This window comes from Kitasatospora sp. NPDC127121 (genome assembly GCF_042677305.1).
Classification (GTDB): domain Bacteria; phylum Actinomycetota; class Actinomycetes; order Streptomycetales; family Streptomycetaceae; genus Kitasatospora.
The window spans coordinates 1-15,697 of record NZ_JBHXTQ010000095.1 but is presented as its reverse complement, the minus strand read 5'-3'; the positions used below and the strand labels follow the sequence as shown (position 1 = coordinate 15,697).

The following is a 15,697-nucleotide window of genomic DNA, read 5'->3' as shown; positions in this document are numbered from 1 at the left end:
CGCCCGCCGAGAAGGAGGTGCGTCCACACTGTGGCCGTCGGGGGATGGATCGAGCGACGGCGAACAAATGCGGATAGAACGGACATCGCACCTATTCGCCCTTTAACTCCCTTACGGGACAAGCAGGAAGGGCCCGGAACGTAGCCGTTCCGGGCCCTTCACGAGTGCGGTGACCGCTACTGGCCGGCCGACTCCTCGGTGGCGGTGCGAGCGGCGTGGGCGGCGTGACCGCCCCGGCCGGAGTGGTCGGCGTGCGCGCCCTCGGCGGTCTCCGCCGCCTCGGCCTCGGCCTGCGCCAGGGCCTCGGGGGAGGGTGCCGGCAGCGCGGCCAGGTAGGTGGCGGCGATCAGCTGGCCGACCGTCGGGTAGGCGCCCAGCGGCGCCGCGGACGGGCAGCCGGTCTCCTCGGCGGCCGTGGCGAGCAGTTCGGAGTCGGCCTCCGGCCCGATCACCAGCGGGGCCAGCGCCGGGCGCTGGGAGCCGGTCTCCTTGAGGTGGTTGACGGCCGCGGCGACCGAGCCCGGCACGTCGAGCGCGGCGGGCACGACCGGGACGGCCAGCCGGGCCGCCAGCAGGACACCGGTGATGCCGGCCGCGGCAGCGGCCTCCTCGCCGCCGACGGTGGTCAGCACGACGCCGTCCGCGGCGGTCGCGATGGCGAACAGCCGGGCCCGGTCGGCGCGTGCCAGGCCGGCCTCGGACAGGCGCACGTGCACGGCCTCGGCGAGCAGCGGGTGCGGGCCGAGCACGTCGGTGACGGGGGCTCCGTACTCCGCGGCGAGGGCGTGAAGTTCGGTCAGGAATCCGTGCGGGCCGGGTACCAGCGGCACCAGGACCGGCGCGGGCAGGCCCGCCTCGGCGGCCATGGCCAGCAGTTCGGCGACGGTGCGGTCGTCACTGTCGACCCCCTGGGCGGCTTCGCCCGGGAGGTAGCCGACGGCGGTCTGGATGCCGCTCTGCTCGCTGCGGACGATCGACAGCAGCTCCTCGACGACCGAGCGGGACTCGGGCCCGGCGGTCGCGGGCACGGCGAGCACCAGGGCCGGGGAGCCGGCCGGGATCTCGGGGCGCTCGGGGCGGCGGTGGCGCCCCCGCGCACGGGAGCCTGGAGTGCGGACGGGCAGTGGCGCGCCCGGGATGGCTGCGGTGCTCATGCCGGAGATCGTAGGACATCGGCCCGTCAGGCCTGCATTCGGCTGCCGTTCGAGTTTCACGTGGTCATGGCGGGTGCGCCGCGTTCCCGCCGTGTCCGTCCGGGCGGTTTGCCCGCAATCCGGACATATCTCACCCAGCCTTCGAGCGATCACCGCTCGTAGCCCTGACGTGTCCGACGGGGCGTCGAGTTGCCTGTGTGGCGCGTGAGATGTCTCACAGCCGGGAGGTCGCCTGACGGAGCGTCACGGCAGCGCGACTCCGGGCGTCTGAAGATCAACATTCAGCGGGGAACCGCTCACGGCCGGTTATCGAGAATCTGGCGATTCACTCGGCTATGTCCGTTTACGTACCGTCAGGAGAAGGGCCCGTGAAGAGTTCGGAACTGCCGGTGAAAGGCCTCGTGCACCTGCAATGTCCCGTGCTGATGCACGTGCACAGCAGCTATCATCGCGTCAAGTGAGGCGTTGTGCCGGGCCGGTACGGGGCCGGTCCGTTCGTTCGGCGGGTGCCGGGAGCGCCGCGCTGGACGACCACTCCGGAGCTCTTCGGGAGATTTCTATGCACGACTCGCAGGACACGCACGGCTCGTACGACACCTACAACGGGATGGCGGCCGCCGACCTCAAGGGGGTTCTCTGGCAGAAGAGCCTGCACAGCAACTCCCAGGGGAACTGCGTCGAGTTCGCGGCCCTGCCGGGGGGCGATGTGGCGATGCGCAACTCGCGCTTCCCGGAAGGGCCGGCGCTCATCTACACCCGGGCCGAGATCGCCGCCCTGCTGCTGGGGGCCAAGGACGGGGAGTTCGACCACCTGGCGGTCTGACCGGCCGCCGTCCTGCCATCGGGGGGCCGTCGTGGGTGCTGACACCGCGACGGCCTTTGTCTTGTCCGGGGCCGGTCCGGGGCCACGCGACGGGCGTTCTCCCGACGGGCGCTCTCGCGGCCGACCGCGCGCAGGCGCGGCGGGTGGTCCCGCGCACGGTTGGGGGCCCGGACGTGGACGGGGGGCGGGCCGCCGGGGTGCCCGGCCGTCAGTCCGGCCGGCTCGTCCGGGGGGCCGACCCGGCAATCGTCGTGGGAATCGTCCTGAGGACTGAGCCGGAGCCCGTGGCGCACCTGCGCCAGGCCCGTCGAGCCGCCCCGCGGAGCCCGGGGTGCGGTCCTCCCGGGGCCTCCCTCGGCCGGCCGCGCGCCGCCTGGCGCTAGGCCGAGCGCCGGTGCCGTCCACCGAGTTCGGAACCGGTGGCCGGCTCCGCCTCGAACAGGGCCCAGACCACCTTGCCGCTGCCCAGCGGGTGCCAACCCCAGGAGCGGCTGAAGGACTCCACCAGGTGCAGTCCGCGGCCGGACTCGGCGACGAAGTCCGCCTCCCGGGCGACCGGGCCGATGCAGCTCGGGTCGCTCACCGCGCAGACCACCTGGGGAGAGCGGTGGACCAGGCTTATTCGGATCGGCAGCCGGCCCTCGGGGGTCGGCTGTATGGGAAAGTCGTACTCGCCCTGGGCGCCACCCGCAGGGTCGGGTCGTGCGCCGATCGCATGCCGCAGTGCGTTGGTCACCAGCTCCGAGGCCACCAGCGCGACGTCGTCGAACAGCTCCATCAGGCCCCAGCGCTGAAGAGAGGTTCTGGCGAAGTCGCGCGCGGTTCTGACGGCTTCGAAGCGAGGAGCGAGCGTACAGGTGACCACATGGGGGTCAACCGCCAAAGCCGTACCGGTGCTCATGAAGAGCTCCTCCCATAAGGGGGCGGACACGGCTGGACCCGCCGGGGTCATGCCGGTCACCTCCGACTCGCTCGGCCGCTCGGCCGCCCCCTCGACCAGCGCGCGCGCACACGATCCCCCGGTGGCGCGGGGGAACGCTGCCGGGTCGGTGCACGGAGTCGCGCGTGGGGTCGACGCGGAGCCCGCGGGATTGCCAGGGATGTGCAGGTGCACGTGCACCATGGTGGTGTGCGCTCACTGCAGATGCAAGAGTCGATTCACGTGCAGTCGCACTATTGGCATATGCAAGCGCCGGATGCACGTGCATCCTGGTGTGTGGAGTGTGGAACTGATAGGAACATCCGTCAGTATCGGCACCGTGAGCGCTCAACTGATGGCAGACTGTGCGCTGTTTGCCCTAGGTGGAGGTTTCGACCGCATGACCACAGTTCAGCCGGGCGGCGGCTCGATGGTCCGCCGGATCCTCCTCGGGTCTCAGCTGCGTCGCCTGCGTGAGACGCGCGGCATCACGCGCGAGGACGCCGGCTACGCGATCAGGGCCTCCGAGTCCAAGATCAGCCGCATGGAACTCGGCCGCGTCAGCTTCAAGGAACGCGACGTCGCCGACCTGCTCAGCCTCTACGGCGTGGACGACGGCCTGGAGCGGGAGGCACTGCTCGGGCTGGTCCGCGAGGCCAACAAGTCCGGCTGGTGGCACAGCTTCAACGACGTGCTGCCGGGCTGGTTCCAGACCTACGTCGGCCTGGAGGAGGCCGCCCAGCTGATCCGCACCTACGAGGTGCAGTTCATCCCCGGACTGCTGCAGTCCGAGGAGTACGCACGGGCGGTTTTCGGACAGAGTCGGCCGGTCGTCAGCGAGGAGGAGATCGAACGGCGGGTCAGCCTTCGCCTGCGTCGCCAGAAGCTGCTGACCGAGGGCGCCAGCCCGCGGCTGTGGGCCGTGATCGACGAGGCCGCGCTGCGCCGCCCCGTCGGCGGGCCCAAGGTGATGCGCGGCCAGGTGCAGTACCTGATCGACGTCGCCGAGCAGGCCAACGTCGTGATCCAGGTGATGCCGTTCCGATTCGGCGCGCACGCGGGGGAGTCCGGGGCGTTCACGATCCTGCGCTTCCCTGAACAGGACCTCGCGGACGTCGTCTACCTGGAGCAGCTCACCAGCGCGCTGTACCTCGACAAGCGGGACGACGTCGACGCGTACATCCAGGTCATGGAGCGGCTCTGCGTGGACAGCCTCACGCCCGAGCGGACCGTGGACCTGCTGGCCTCGATCCTCAAGGAGCGCTGAGAGGAGCACTGAGAGGAGTGCTGAGGGGAGCTCTCAGCAGAGCGTACGGGTCCGGCGGCCCGCGATCGGTCGCCCGGGCACCGAGCCGCCATCCACCCGCCGTCAGCCGCGGGCCGGCGGCCGTTCGCGTTCCGGCGGCAGTGCCTGCGGCGGGGTGCCCAACTCCCAGGGCAGGTCGTAGCGGCGGAACAGGTCGGCCCGGATCAGCGCCAGCGGGAGTTCGGCGCCCGGCAGCAGCACCCCGATGCAGCCGCCCATCAGCGCGCTGCGCAGCACCGCGTGCTCGGCGGCCGGGTCCGGTGCGCCCCAGTCGAGCAGCAGGCCCTGGAGGATGGCGCCGAGCTGCTGCTGCTCCGGGTCCTGGACGAAGGCGCCGGAGTCCGGGTCCAGGATCAGCGCGAGGTGCGAGCGCATCACCCGCGGATGCTCCAGGGCGAGGGTGAGGACCGCGTCGATCGCGCGGGCCAGCCGGGCCGCCGGTGTGGCGTCCGGGGTCAGCTCGGCGAGCGCGCCGGAGAGCGACTGGTGCATCATCCGGTGCGTTGCGGACTGCATCAGCAGCCGTTTCCCGTCGAAGTAGTACGAGAGCAGGCCGCGCGCGAGCCCGGCCCGCTCGGCGATGTCGGTCAGCGTGGTGCCCGCGTATCCGTGCCGGTCGACCAGTTCGACGGTGGCTCGCATGATGCGCCGACGGGAGCGTTGCCGCATCTCCTCATTGACCGAATCCCCGCGAGGTGCCATCGTGTCTGCTCCGAACGTTCGTTGGCTCCGGGCCAATATACTGGCGGAGCCGGTAGTCGCACCGTGAAACCGCGCGCCGGTGGGCGCCGCTCGGGCGCCCGGTACGAAGACGGCCGGCTCCACCAAAACGGGGGTTTGGTGGAGCCGGCGCCATTGTCCGACGGCGGGGGCCGGGGGCCGGCCCGGGTGGCGGTCGACGGTCAGCGGTTGGTCAGGACTTCGGTCCGCGCCGCGCTCGACCCGACCGAGGGGTAATCGTAGTCCGGCACCGGCGCGGGAGCCGACTTCCGCCGCCGGTCGACCAGGGCGCCCACCGCGGCGATCAGCAGGCCGAACAGCGCGACCGCCGCGACGAACACCAGGGCCGGCCGGTAGCCGTCCAGCTGCGCCTGCGGGCTGTCACCGCCGGCACTGCCGGCGGTGATCATCGCGGTCGCGCCGGCCAGGACCACCGCTGTGCCGACCTGGATCGCGGTGTTGACCAGGCCGGAGGCCAGGCCCTGCTCGTCGTCGCCCACGCCGTCGGTGGCGGCGATGTTCACCGAGGGGAAGGCCAGCGCGAAGCCCACGCCGAGCAGCAGCATCGAGGGCAGGACCAGACCCACGTACGAGCTGTGCTCGTCCAGCCGCAGGAACAGCGCGAACGCGCCGACCAGGGCCAGCAGGCCGATCGGCAGCAGCCGGCCGGTGCCGAAGCGGTCCACGATCGGGCCCATGAACGGTGCCGAGAGCGCGATGAAGGCGCCGGCCGGCAGCAGCCCGAGGGCCATCTGCAGCGCCGACCAGCCCAGCAGGTGCTGCAGGTAGAGGGTGACGACGAACTGGAACCCGCCGTACGCGCCGGCCATGGCGAAGGCGATCACGTTGGCCCGGGCGACCGAGCCGTTGCGGAAGATGCCGAGCCGGACCAGTGGGTGGGCGGTGCGGCTCTCGACCAGCAGGAAGGCGGCGGCCAGTGCGGCGACCACGACCAGCGAGCCGACGGTGCGCAGGCTCAGCCAGCCGGCGCCCTGCGCCTCGGTGGCGGTGAACACCAGCAGCAGCACGGTCGCGGTGCCGGTGATCGCGCCCAGCACGTCGTAGCCGCCCTTGGCGCGTTCCTCGGTAGGGCGGGGGAGCAGCCGGACCGCGAAGAACAGGGCGAGCAGCGCGACCGGGACGGGCATCAGGAACGTCCAGCGCCAGCCGACGGAGGTGAGCAGCCCGCTGAGCACCAGGCCGAGCGAGAAGCCGCTGGCGCCGCAGGTGGTGTAGATCGACAGCGCCCGGTTGCGGGCGGGGCCCTCGGCGAAGGTCGTGGTGATGATCGACAGGCCGGCCGGGGCGGTGAAGGCGGCGCTGACGCCCTTGAGGAAGCGGGCGGCGATCAGCAGCCCGCCGTCGTCGACCAGGCCGCCGAGCAGCGAGGCGGCGGCGAAGACGCCCAGGGCGACCAGGAAGACCCGGCGGCGGCCGAGCAGGTCGGCGGCGCGGCCGCCGAGCAGCAGCAGGCCGCCGTAGCCGAGCACGTAGCCGGAGACCACCCATTGCAGGGCGGAGGTGGAGAGGTGCAGCTCGGAGCCGATGGACGGGAGGGCGACGCCGACCATGGAGACGTCCAGGGCGTCCAGGAACATGGCGGCGCAGAGCACGATCAGGGTGCCCCAGAGGCGGGGTGTCCAGCTCAGCCCGCTGGTTGACGGGGCGTCGGGTGACGTGGCGGTCGCGGTGGTCATGGGGAGGACAGTACATGCGCGTGCATTCAATGCAAATGAATAAGATGTGAACACATAATTTTACGGCGCACATGCTAGGGTGGCACCGTGGCTGATCTCGACTCCCCGGCGGAGGCCGGTCTCGTTGCGCAATGGCGCGACCTGCTGGCCCGGCATGCCGCCACGGCCTGCATGCTCGATCGCGAGCTGGGTGACAAGTGCGGGCTGGGCGTGAGCGAGTTCGAGGTGCTGGAGCGCCTGGTGGAGGGGTGCCAGGGCGGCGGCCATGCGCTGCGGGCGCAGGAGCTGGCCCACACCGTCCACCTCAGCCAGAGTGCGCTGTCCCGGGTGATCGCCCGCCTGGAGAAGGGCGGGCTGGTCACCCGGGCGATGTGCGAGAGCGACCGGCGGGCCATCGTGATCACCCTGACCGGGACCGGTCGGGAGCGGTACGAGCAGGCCAGGCCGCTCCATCGTGAGGTGCTCGAACTGACCCTCGGCGCCCCGCTCGGGCCGTTGGACGAGTCGCCGACAAGCTGACCTGCCGGCAAGCCGTCCCGCCGGCAAACTGTCCCTTCGACAACCTGACTCGGCGTCAATCCGGCGGGCTGGCAGTTGGGTTGGGCCTTTTTGGAGGGGTGAGCCCCTTTTCAGAGGAGCGAGGTCAGCCCCGGCGCGACGGCCAGCAGGACGGCTGCGGCGGGTGCGGCGAGGGCGACGACGGTGAGCCGCAGCCGGTGCGGGACGGATAGTCGCGGGCGGCCCGCGAGCAGCCGGTCCACTCGCCGCGGGGACTGCGCCAGGCCGGGCGGGCAGGAGCCGAACACCCCACGGTCCAGGTTGAGTTCGGCCAGTGCGAGGGCAGTGGTGTGCCGGCCGTGCCGGCGCGCGGCCCGGTCGTCGGCCGCCAGCTCCACCAGCTCCTCCACCTGGGCCCGGAAGGCGCTGAACACGCCGACCCCGGGGAAGCCGGAGGCGAGCGCCTGGGCGCACTGCTGGAGCCAGTGGTGCCGGGCCCGGACGTGCCCGCGCTCATGGCTCAGGACAGCGGCCAACTCCCGGTCGGTCAGCTGCTGGAGGGCGCCGGTGGTGACCACCAGGCGGGAGTCCGGGCCGGGCAGCGACCACGCCTCCGGGCGGATGTTCTCCAACACCACCAGCCGCTCCCGGCGGCTGCGGGCGGCCGCGATGGCCTCCGGCAATTCCGGTGCCCGGACCGTCAGTTGAGCATGCCGGTGGTCGCGGAGCGCCTTCGCGGAACGGACCTCGCGGGTGAGCGCCAGCACCGTCTGCAGGCCGCCCGCCGCCAGCACCGCGGCGCACAGCCGGCCCCAGCCCTCGGCGTCCTGGAGGCCGTACGCGGCCTCGACGCCGTGCGGGGCGCCCGAGAACACCAGGGCGCGCAGTTCGGGCAGCGCGGCGGAGGCGGCCAGCAGCAGGCCCAGGACGCAGCACAGCAGCACGGCCACCACCAGGCACTGCCATGCCAGCAGCGCCAGCACCGGTTCGCGCTCCGCCCAGCGGGCCCGGGCCAGCAGCCGGGGCGCGACGGTCGAGAGCAGCAGTCCGAGCAGCAGCAGGCCGATCAGGGCAGTCATCGCATGGGCTCCCCGAGTACGCACGGAACGCGACAACGCGCTCCCTGCCAACCTATGCGCTGATGACCTCCGGAGGAACGGCTTTCGACCGGCCAGTGACCAACGCCACGTCAGGGATGGGGTCTTGGATCGATCGGGGCTCACATGGTCAGGAGCATGGCGAACATGCCGATGCCCATGGTGAGTCGGCAGGCCCGGGGCAGCCCGGCGGTGCCGAGTGCCAGGGTCCCGGAGGGGGTGTGCAGGAGCCGGGTGCCGGCCCACAGGGAGTAGGCGCCGAAGTAGAGCAGGAGGGAGCCGGTCAGCAGCGGCGTGCCCGCGTCGGCGGCGTGGTGGTGATGGCCGGGGGTGGCGGTCATCGCGAGCGCCATGTACGTCATGGCGATCGCGCCGATCGCGTGGTGCAGCCGGTGTGCCCGGCGGGCCGGGGCGCGTACGGCGGCGAGCAGGAAGGCGGCGGCGGGGAGGCCGAACACCCAGGCCCAGACGGTGGCCGGGACGGCGCCGCCGGTCACGGCCATGGCGGCCATGCCGAGCCCCATCAGGGCCTCGGCGGCGTCGGACTCCCGGGCGAGTAGGCGCCGGGCGCCGAAGTGGTGAGTGGTGCCGGCGGCGCAGGGGGAGTGGCGCAGCCGGGTGAGGCAGTAGGCCCCGGCGGTGGCGGTGAGGAGCGCGAGCAGCCAGCTGATCAGCGAGGGTCCGTGCAACGGCGGCCTCCCGGGGCGACGGGGGCGGGCGGCCGGCGGCGGTGTGGCGGGGGCGGCGAACAGATGACAGATGACAGATGACAGATGTCAGCGAACAGATAACGGATAACAGATAACGTCATCTGTTATCTGTTCGCCGGCATCTGTCTCCCGCCCCTGCTCCTCGCCCGCGGCCCGCCACACCATCGCCCGCCGACCGCGGTCTGGACGGTCGTCCCGTCCACGATCACCGCTGTGGCCGGGGCGCGGGCAGGGCGCGCACTGGGGCGCACAGTGGTGCCCCCCGGTGTGCGGCCACCGGGCACACGCTCCGCCGCCCCGGCCGGCGCTCAGCCCGCGAGCCGCCCCGAGGCGACGACCCGGCTGAGGAACCGTCGCGTCCGCTCCTCCCGCGGATCGCCGAACACCTGCTCCGGCGGCCCCTGTTCGAGCACCACCCCGTCGTCCAGGAAGCAGACCTGGTCGGCCACCTCGCGCGCGAACCCCATCTCGTGGGTGGACAGGACCATCGTCATCCCCTGCTCCTTGAGGTCGCGCACCACCGAGAGCACCTCCCCGACCAGGACCGGGTCGAGCGCCGCGGTGATCTCGTCGAGCAGCAGCAGCCGGGGCCCGGTGGCCAGCGCCCGCACGATGGCGACGCGCTGCTGCTGTCCGCCGGAGAGCCGGTCCGGGTACTCCTTCGCTTTGGCCGCCAGCCCGAGCCGGTCGAGCAGTCCCAGCGCCTCCGCCTCCGCCTCGGCCCGCCCCCGTCCGTGCACCCGGCGCGGGGCGAGCGTGATGTTCTCCAGCACGGTCAGGTGCGGGAACAGGTTGTAGGACTGGAACACCACGCCGATCCGGCGACGGACGGCGTCCTGGTCTGCGCGCGGGTCGGTGATCTCCTCCCCGTCCAGGAAGACCGCCCCGTCGTCGATCCCCTCCAGCAGGTTGACGCACCGCATCAGCGTGGACTTGCCGGAGCCGGACGCCCCGATCAGCGCCGTCACCGAGTGTTCGGGCACGGCGAACCCCACGTCGCGCAGCACCACCTGGCCGCCGAAGGTCTTGCGCACGGACTCCAGCCGGAGCACGTCTCCGCTCACACCGCACCTCCCTGGAACTGCCGACGGTTCGTCCGGGCGGTCAGCCAGTCGGCGAACCGCGTCAGCGGAATGGTCAGCACGATGAACACCAGCCCCGCCACCAGGTACGGCGTGAAGTTGAACGACCGGGCCGCGATGATCTTGGCCGCGTACACCGCGTCGATCGCCCCGCCGATCGAGACCAGCCCGGTGTCCTTCTGCAGGCTGACCAGGTTGTTCAGCAGCGGCGGCACGACCCGCCGCACGGCCTGCGGGAGCACCACGTACCGCATCGCCTGCGCGTTGGTGAGCCCGAGCGACCGGGCCGCGGCCCGCTGGCTGGGGTGCACCGACTCGATGCCGGAGCGGAAGACCTCCGACACGTAGGCGGAGTACGTCAGCACCAGCGCCGCCCCGCCGAGCACCAGCGGATCGGTGGTCACCCCGCTGAGCCGCAGCGCCGGCACCCCGGTGATCATCACCAGCAGGCAGATGATCATCGGCAGCCCGAGGAAGAAGTCCACGTACGCGGTGGCCAGCAGCCGCACCGGGAGGAACACCGGCCCGCGCAGCGTCCGCAGCACCGCGAGCAGCAGGCCGAACACCAGGATCAGCGCGCCGCAGCCGAGCATCAGCTCCAGGTTGAGCCGCAGCCCCGTCAGCACCTCGGGCAGCGCCTGGCGGGCGTAGTCGGCGTTGAAGAAGGTCTTCCGAGTCACCTCCCAGCCGGGGGAGTTGACGACCAGCAGGTAGAGCGCGACCGCCATCGCCAGGGTCGACCCGGCGGCCGTCAGCGCCGACCGGCGGGCCCGGCCGCGCCGGTACGCCTCGTGTGCCAGCCGTCGTTCGGACGGGCGGTAGCCGTCGTCGTCCCCCTTGCCCCCGCCGCCGTCGCGGCCCCTCCCGTCGCGACCCTTCCCGTCGAGGCCCTTCCCGGCGCGGATCTTCCCGCCCCGGCCCGTGGCGACCGACGCCGGACCGGCCGCCACCGCGTCGCCGCTCACTTGAGCACCGGTGCCGAGACGGCGTCGGAGAGCCACTGCTTCTCCAGCTTCGCGAGCGTGCCGTCGGAGCGCAGCGCGTCCACCGCCTGCGACACGCAGCCGGTCAGCTTCGAACCCTTGTCCAGCACCAGGCCGAACTGCTCGCTCTTCGACGCCCCCTCGAACTGGCCGACCACCTGCGCCTCGGGCACCTCGGCGCCGGTGATGTAGAAGGCCGTCGGCAGGTCCACCACGAGCGCCTCGACCTGGCCGTTCTTCAGCGCGGCCTTCGCGAGGTCGTTGGAGTCGAACACGGCCGGCTGGACGCTCGGCTTGATGGTGTCGGTGATGGTGTCCAGGCTGGTGGTGCCGACCTGCGCGCCCAGCTTGGCGCCCTTCAGGTCGGCGATGCTCTTCGCGCCCGCCGCCTTGGAGTTCTTCAACGCGATGACGGCCTGGCGCACGTCGTAGTAGCCGGAGGAGAAGTCGACGGCCTGCTTGCGCTCGTCACTGATGGACACCTGGTTGATGTCGAAGTCGAAGTCCTTGGCCCCCGGCGAGGTGGCCTTGCCGAACGGCGCGACCACCCAGCTGACCTTCTCCTTGGGGTAACCCAGCTTCTCCGCCACCGCGAAGGCCACGGCGGACTCGAACCCCTTGCCGTTCTCCGGCTTGTCCTCGGTGAACCACGGGTCGTAGGCGGGCTTGTCGGTGCCGACGGTCAGCGTCCCCGCCGTCCGGGTCGCCAGCGCTCCCGGCGCGCAGCCCGCGGCGCTACCGGCCGCACCCGAGGAGCCCGAGGCGGCGGCCCCGTCGGACTTGGCGTCCTGCGGCGCGCACGCGGTCAGCGCGGCGGCCGCGGCGAGCAGCGCGGCGAGGGGCAGAGCGGCGGACGGCTTGCGGATGGTCATGGCAGGGCTCCAGTGAGGAAGGGCAGGGCGGGACAGGGGAGGCGACGGGGGCGGGCCGGGCCGGGGCCGGCCGCGGGCCCGGCGGGTCACTTCCCCCCGGTGGCGGCGCCGGAACACACACGGCATGGTCGGCGTACGGGCCCGCGTCCGCGGTGCCCTCCGAGCCGGATCAGCGACAGCGGCGGCAGAGGCCGCGTACGCGACAGCAGGCGTGACAACGAGAGGGCACCCGGAACAGGCCGATGTGGCACTCGGTCACCGTGATCACCGCCGGGAGCATGGCGGGAGGTTCGCATTCCGACGGTGCATCTGTCCAGAACATCCAGATCCCTGTCCACATGGCGGACGCCCGGCCGGCGGGCCCGCGCCCCGGGGCCCCGCCCGGGCTTCGGCGGAGCCACGCCGGAGCTTTGTCGGTCGCGACCCCCTTGAACAGGAGAACCTTTCGTACTTATGGTGTCTCCGTTGAAATAACTCCTGTCGAAGTGAGTCCCCGATGCAGAATCTTTCGCCAAGGCTCGCTGCGGCGGCCGAGGCCCCGGTCTCGACCCTCGCCGGCCACCCGGCCTGGCTGCGCCTGAAGGAGGCCGTCGAGACGCTGCGCCCGCTGCAGTCCAAGGACGGCTCGATCGACCTGTCCGCCGTCCAGCGGCACACCGTCGACCCGCTGGTGGCCACCGTCCGCGGCGCCGTCGAGGAGCTCGCCCCGCTGTTCCCGCACGACGCCGCCTACCTGGCCGCCGTCGACGCGGACCTGGCCAAGTGGGCCGACACCGGCTACCGGGAGCCCGACTTCCTGGACTCGCTGCTCGCCTTCCACCCCGCCGACCAGCGCGAGGACGGCCTGGAGCACCTCGTCGTCTTCCCGATGTACACGCAGAACGGCAACCCGGACCGCAACCTGGAAGCCGTCCTGCTGAGCGTCGTGTGGCCCGACTGGCTGGCCGAGCTGGAGCGGACCCGCTTCGACAACCCGATGTTCGTGCCGATCACCTTCACCGACTTCACGGCCGGCTACGACACCAACTCCGCCGTCCTCTTCCCCGAGACGGTCGCCGTGCGCAAGGCGCCGGAACGTTTCACCTGGGGCGGCATCTTCTGCGACCGCGAGGCCGCCCGCTTCCGCGCCGTCACCACCAGCGCCGTCCAGCAGCTCGGCCTGGAGATCCCGGCCGACGCCGAGGGCCTGCTCAAGGACCAGGACCGCGCGCAGGAGACCTTCGTCCTGTGGGACCTCGTCCACGACCGCACCCACAGCCACGGCGACCTGCCGTTCGACCCCTTCATGATCAAGCAGCGCAGCCCGTTCTGGATGTACGGCCTGGAAGAGCTCCGCTGCGACCTCACCACCTTCAAGGAGGCGGTGAAACTGGAGGCCGAGGGCAACGCGCACGCCCGCGACGTCCAGTACGCGGTCCTCTTCGACCGCCTGTTCCGCTTCCCGGTCAGCGGCGACCGCGTCCGCAACTACGACGGCATGGGCGGCCAGCTGCTCTTCGCCTACCTGCACAAGCACGACGCGCTGCGCTGGCGCGACAACCGCCTCAGCATCGACTGGGACCGGGCCCCGCAGGTCACCAACGCGCTCTGCGCCGAGATCGAGACCCTCTACCGCGACGGCATCGACCGGCCCAAGCCGGCCCACTGGATCGCCGCCTACGAGCTGGTCTCCCGCTACCTCACCCCGCACCCCGCCTCCACCTGGGCGAAGGGCTCCGACGCGCTGCCGCTCGACATCACCGACGGCAAGGCCCTCAACAAGGCGCTGTGCGACGCGGTGCTCCCGGACGAGTTCCCGCTGAGCATGTTCTACGAGGCCCTGTCCAAGAAGCTCGGCGGCGTCATCGCCGCCACCGCCGGCATCACCGGCACCGGTATCCAGGGAGCCGCCGCGTGACCACGACCACCAAGTCCCCGCTGGCCGGCAAGGTCATCGCCGTCGCCGGAGCCAGCGGCCCGGCCGGCCAGGCGGTGCTGCGCCGCCTCACCGCCGACGGCGCCACCGTGATCGGTGCCGACATCGACGCCCAGCGCCTCGAATCCGCGCTGGACGCCACCCGCATCGCCGTGCGCGGGGCCAAGGTCAGCGGACAGGTGATCGACCTGCTCGACCCGCAGGAGGTCCACGACTGGGCCGACCACCTGGAGGCCGAGCACGGCCACGTCGACGGTCTGTTCCACCTGGTCGGCGGCTGGCGCGGCAGCAAGACCTTCTTCGACACCCGCCTGGACGACTGGGACTTCCTGCACGACACCGTCGTGCGCACCCTCCAGCACACCTCGCTGGCCTTCCAGCCCGCCCTGGTCCGCAGCTCCGCCGGCCGCTACGCGATGATCTCCGCCGCCGCGGCCCACAAGCCCACCGCGGGCGGCGCCGCCTACGCGGCCGCCAAGGCCGCCACGGAGGCCTGGACCCTCGCCATGGCCGACTCCTTCAAGAAGGAGACCACCGCCCCCGACGGCGAGCCCACCGCGGCGGCTGCCATCCTGGTCATCAAGGCGCTGGTCAGCCCCGAAATGCGGGCCGAGAAGCCGGAGGCGAAGTTCGCCGGCTTCACCGACACCGCCGACCTCGCCGGACACCTGGCGGGCCTCTGGGACCGCCCCGCAGCAGAACTGAACGGACAGCACCTGTGGCTGACAGCCCGATGACCGACCTCACCCGTACGGACGCGGTTCGGCGGCACGACCCCGCCGTCCGCGGCTTCGCCAGCGACAACTACGCCGGCGTGCACCCGGAGATCCTCGCCGCGATAGCCCTCGCCAACGGCGGCCACCAGATCGCCTACGGCGAGGACGACTACACGGCCCACCTCCAGGACGTCTTCCGCCGACACTTCGGAGACAAGGCCGAGGCCTACCCCGTCTTCAACGGCACCGGCGCCAACGTGGTCGCCCTCCAGGCGCTGCTCCCGCGCTGGGGCGCCGTGGTCGCCGCCGAATCCGCCCACATCAACGTGGACGAGGGCGGCGCCCCGGAGAAGATGGGCGGCATCAAGCTGCTCACCGTCCCCACCCCGGACGGCAAGCTCACCCCCGAGCTGCTCGACAAGCAGGCCTGGGGCTTCGGTGACGAGCACCGAGCGCAGCCGCTCGCGGTCTCCATCACCCAGAGCACCGAGCTCGGCACCCTCTACACCGCCGACGAGATCCGCGCGATCACCGAGCACGCCCACCAGCTCGGCATGCTCGTCCACGTCGACGGCTCCCGCCTGGCCAACGCCGCCGCGGCGCTCGGCCTGCCGCTGCGCGCCTTCACCACGGACGTGGGCGTCGACGTGCTGTCCTTCGGCGGCACGAAGAACGGCCTGCTGCTCGGCGAGGTCGTGGTGGTGCTCAACCCCGAGCGGGTGCGGAACATCAAGTTCCTGCGCAAGACCTCGATGCAGCTCGCCTCGAAGATGCGCTTCCTCTCCGTCCAGTTCGAGGCGCTGCTCTCCGGCGACCTCTATCTGCGCAATGCCGGGCACGCCAATGCGATGGCCAGCCGGCTGGAGGCGGCCGTCCGTGGGATCGACGGCGTCGAGATCGTGCGCCCGGTCCAGGCGAACGCGGTGTTCGCGATCCTCCCGCGCGAGGTGAGCGAGCGGCTGCAGAAGCACTACCGCTTCTACTTCTGGAACGAGCACACCGGCGAGGTGCGCTGGATGTGTTCGTACGACACCACGGAGGCCGACATCGACGGCTTCGTGGCGGCCATCGTCGAGGAGATGGGCCGCGCCTGACGGTGCCTGAACATCGGATCGCCCCTGCCCGGGACCCCGGGCGGGGGCGATTTGCATGTGGCGGGCCTGTCCCCGTACAGTTCCGGAGTCGCCGCGAGAGAGCGGGGGCAA

At 71.9% G+C, this 15,697-nt stretch carries 15 protein-coding genes; 6 read left to right on the top strand and 9 right to left on the bottom strand.

Features of this window, described 5'->3' with window-relative positions; genetic code table 11:
* Positions 1 to 176: 176 nt before the first annotated feature.
* Positions 177 to 1,154: a hypothetical protein gene (locus tag ACFVHI_RS32535; protein ID WP_063350129.1), complete on the bottom strand. Its 978-nt coding sequence runs from the start codon at positions 1,152 to 1,154 to the stop codon at positions 177 to 179.
* Positions 1,155 to 1,713: 559 nt separating this feature from the next.
* Here ACFVHI_RS32535 and ACFVHI_RS32530 point away from each other — a divergent pair.
* Positions 1,714 to 1,977, top strand: a complete 264-nt coding sequence (locus tag ACFVHI_RS32530) for a DUF397 domain-containing protein (RefSeq protein WP_063350130.1) — start codon at positions 1,714 to 1,716, stop codon at positions 1,975 to 1,977.
* A 379-nt stretch (positions 1,978 to 2,356) separates the two neighbouring features.
* On the opposite strand, the gene ACFVHI_RS32525 is transcribed toward ACFVHI_RS32530, so the two are convergent.
* Positions 2,357 to 2,878 carry an ATP-binding protein gene (locus ACFVHI_RS32525; RefSeq protein WP_244293511.1) on the bottom strand — a complete coding sequence of 174 codons (522 nt, stop codon included), beginning with the start codon at positions 2,876 to 2,878 and terminating at the stop codon, positions 2,357 to 2,359.
* A 418-nt stretch (positions 2,879 to 3,296) separates the two neighbouring features.
* Between ACFVHI_RS32525 and ACFVHI_RS32520 the strand changes: the two genes are divergently transcribed.
* Entirely contained in the window at positions 3,297 to 4,163 is an 867-nt protein-coding gene (locus ACFVHI_RS32520; RefSeq protein WP_063350131.1) for a helix-turn-helix transcriptional regulator, read from the top strand.
* A gap of 102 nt (positions 4,164 to 4,265) precedes the next feature.
* Here ACFVHI_RS32520 and ACFVHI_RS32515 read toward each other — a convergent pair whose 3' ends face one another.
* A complete protein-coding gene (locus ACFVHI_RS32515) occupies positions 4,266 to 4,844 on the bottom strand; it encodes a TetR/AcrR family transcriptional regulator (RefSeq protein WP_244293512.1) in 579 nt (192 codons plus the stop codon).
* Positions 4,845 to 5,104: 260 nt separating this feature from the next.
* Positions 5,105 to 6,619 (bottom strand): MFS transporter, encoded by a 1,515-nt coding sequence (locus ACFVHI_RS32510; protein ID WP_063350133.1) that lies wholly within the window; start codon positions 6,617 to 6,619, stop codon positions 5,105 to 5,107.
* 87 nt (positions 6,620 to 6,706) lie between these two features.
* On the opposite strand from ACFVHI_RS32510, the gene ACFVHI_RS32505 reads away from it, so the two are divergent.
* Positions 6,707 to 7,138: a MarR family winged helix-turn-helix transcriptional regulator gene (locus ACFVHI_RS32505; protein WP_380345360.1), complete on the top strand. Its 432-nt coding sequence runs from the start codon at positions 6,707 to 6,709 to the stop codon at positions 7,136 to 7,138.
* A gap of 110 nt (positions 7,139 to 7,248) precedes the next feature.
* Here the strand turns inward: ACFVHI_RS32505 and ACFVHI_RS32500 are convergent, their stop codons facing one another.
* The 5 genes from ACFVHI_RS32500 to ACFVHI_RS32480 form a co-directional block, all read right to left on the bottom strand.
* Positions 7,249 to 8,196 (bottom strand): M56 family metallopeptidase, encoded by a 948-nt coding sequence (locus ACFVHI_RS32500; protein WP_063350135.1) that lies wholly within the window; start codon positions 8,194 to 8,196, stop codon positions 7,249 to 7,251.
* Positions 8,197 to 8,336: 140 nt separating this feature from the next.
* Entirely contained in the window at positions 8,337 to 8,903 is a 567-nt protein-coding gene (locus tag ACFVHI_RS32495) for a DUF5134 domain-containing protein (RefSeq protein ID WP_380345358.1), read from the bottom strand.
* A 329-nt stretch (positions 8,904 to 9,232) separates the two neighbouring features.
* Positions 9,233 to 9,988 (bottom strand): amino acid ABC transporter ATP-binding protein, encoded by a 756-nt coding sequence (locus ACFVHI_RS32490; protein ID WP_063350137.1) that lies wholly within the window; start codon positions 9,986 to 9,988, stop codon positions 9,233 to 9,235.
* Positions 9,985 to 10,806 carry an amino acid ABC transporter permease gene (locus tag ACFVHI_RS32485; RefSeq protein WP_244293715.1) on the bottom strand — a complete coding sequence of 274 codons (822 nt, stop codon included), beginning with the start codon at positions 10,804 to 10,806 and terminating at the stop codon, positions 9,985 to 9,987. Before ACFVHI_RS32485 ends, ACFVHI_RS32490 begins: the two co-directional genes overlap by 4 nt.
* Before the next feature lie 161 nt (positions 10,807 to 10,967).
* Positions 10,968 to 11,861, bottom strand: coding sequence for an ABC transporter substrate-binding protein (locus ACFVHI_RS32480; RefSeq protein ID WP_380345356.1), 894 nt, complete (start codon positions 11,859 to 11,861; stop codon positions 10,968 to 10,970).
* Between the two features lie 496 nt (positions 11,862 to 12,357).
* On the opposite strand from ACFVHI_RS32480, the gene ACFVHI_RS32475 reads away from it, so the two are divergent.
* The 3 genes from ACFVHI_RS32475 to ACFVHI_RS32465 are packed head-to-tail and all read left to right on the top strand — an operon-like array spanning position 12,358 to position 15,586.
* Positions 12,358 to 13,758, top strand: coding sequence for a DUF6421 family protein (locus ACFVHI_RS32475; protein ID WP_063350139.1), 1,401 nt, complete (start codon positions 12,358 to 12,360; stop codon positions 13,756 to 13,758).
* Complete coding sequence (locus tag ACFVHI_RS32470; RefSeq protein ID WP_380345354.1) at positions 13,755 to 14,513, top strand: SDR family NAD(P)-dependent oxidoreductase; 759 nt, start codon at positions 13,755 to 13,757, stop codon at positions 14,511 to 14,513. The genes ACFVHI_RS32475 and ACFVHI_RS32470 overlap by 4 nt, the downstream gene beginning before the upstream one ends.
* Positions 14,510 to 15,586: a threonine aldolase family protein gene (locus tag ACFVHI_RS32465; protein ID WP_380345373.1), complete on the top strand. Its 1,077-nt coding sequence runs from the start codon at positions 14,510 to 14,512 to the stop codon at positions 15,584 to 15,586. The genes ACFVHI_RS32470 and ACFVHI_RS32465 overlap by 4 nt, the downstream gene beginning before the upstream one ends.
* Positions 15,587 to 15,697: the final 111 nt, after the last annotated feature.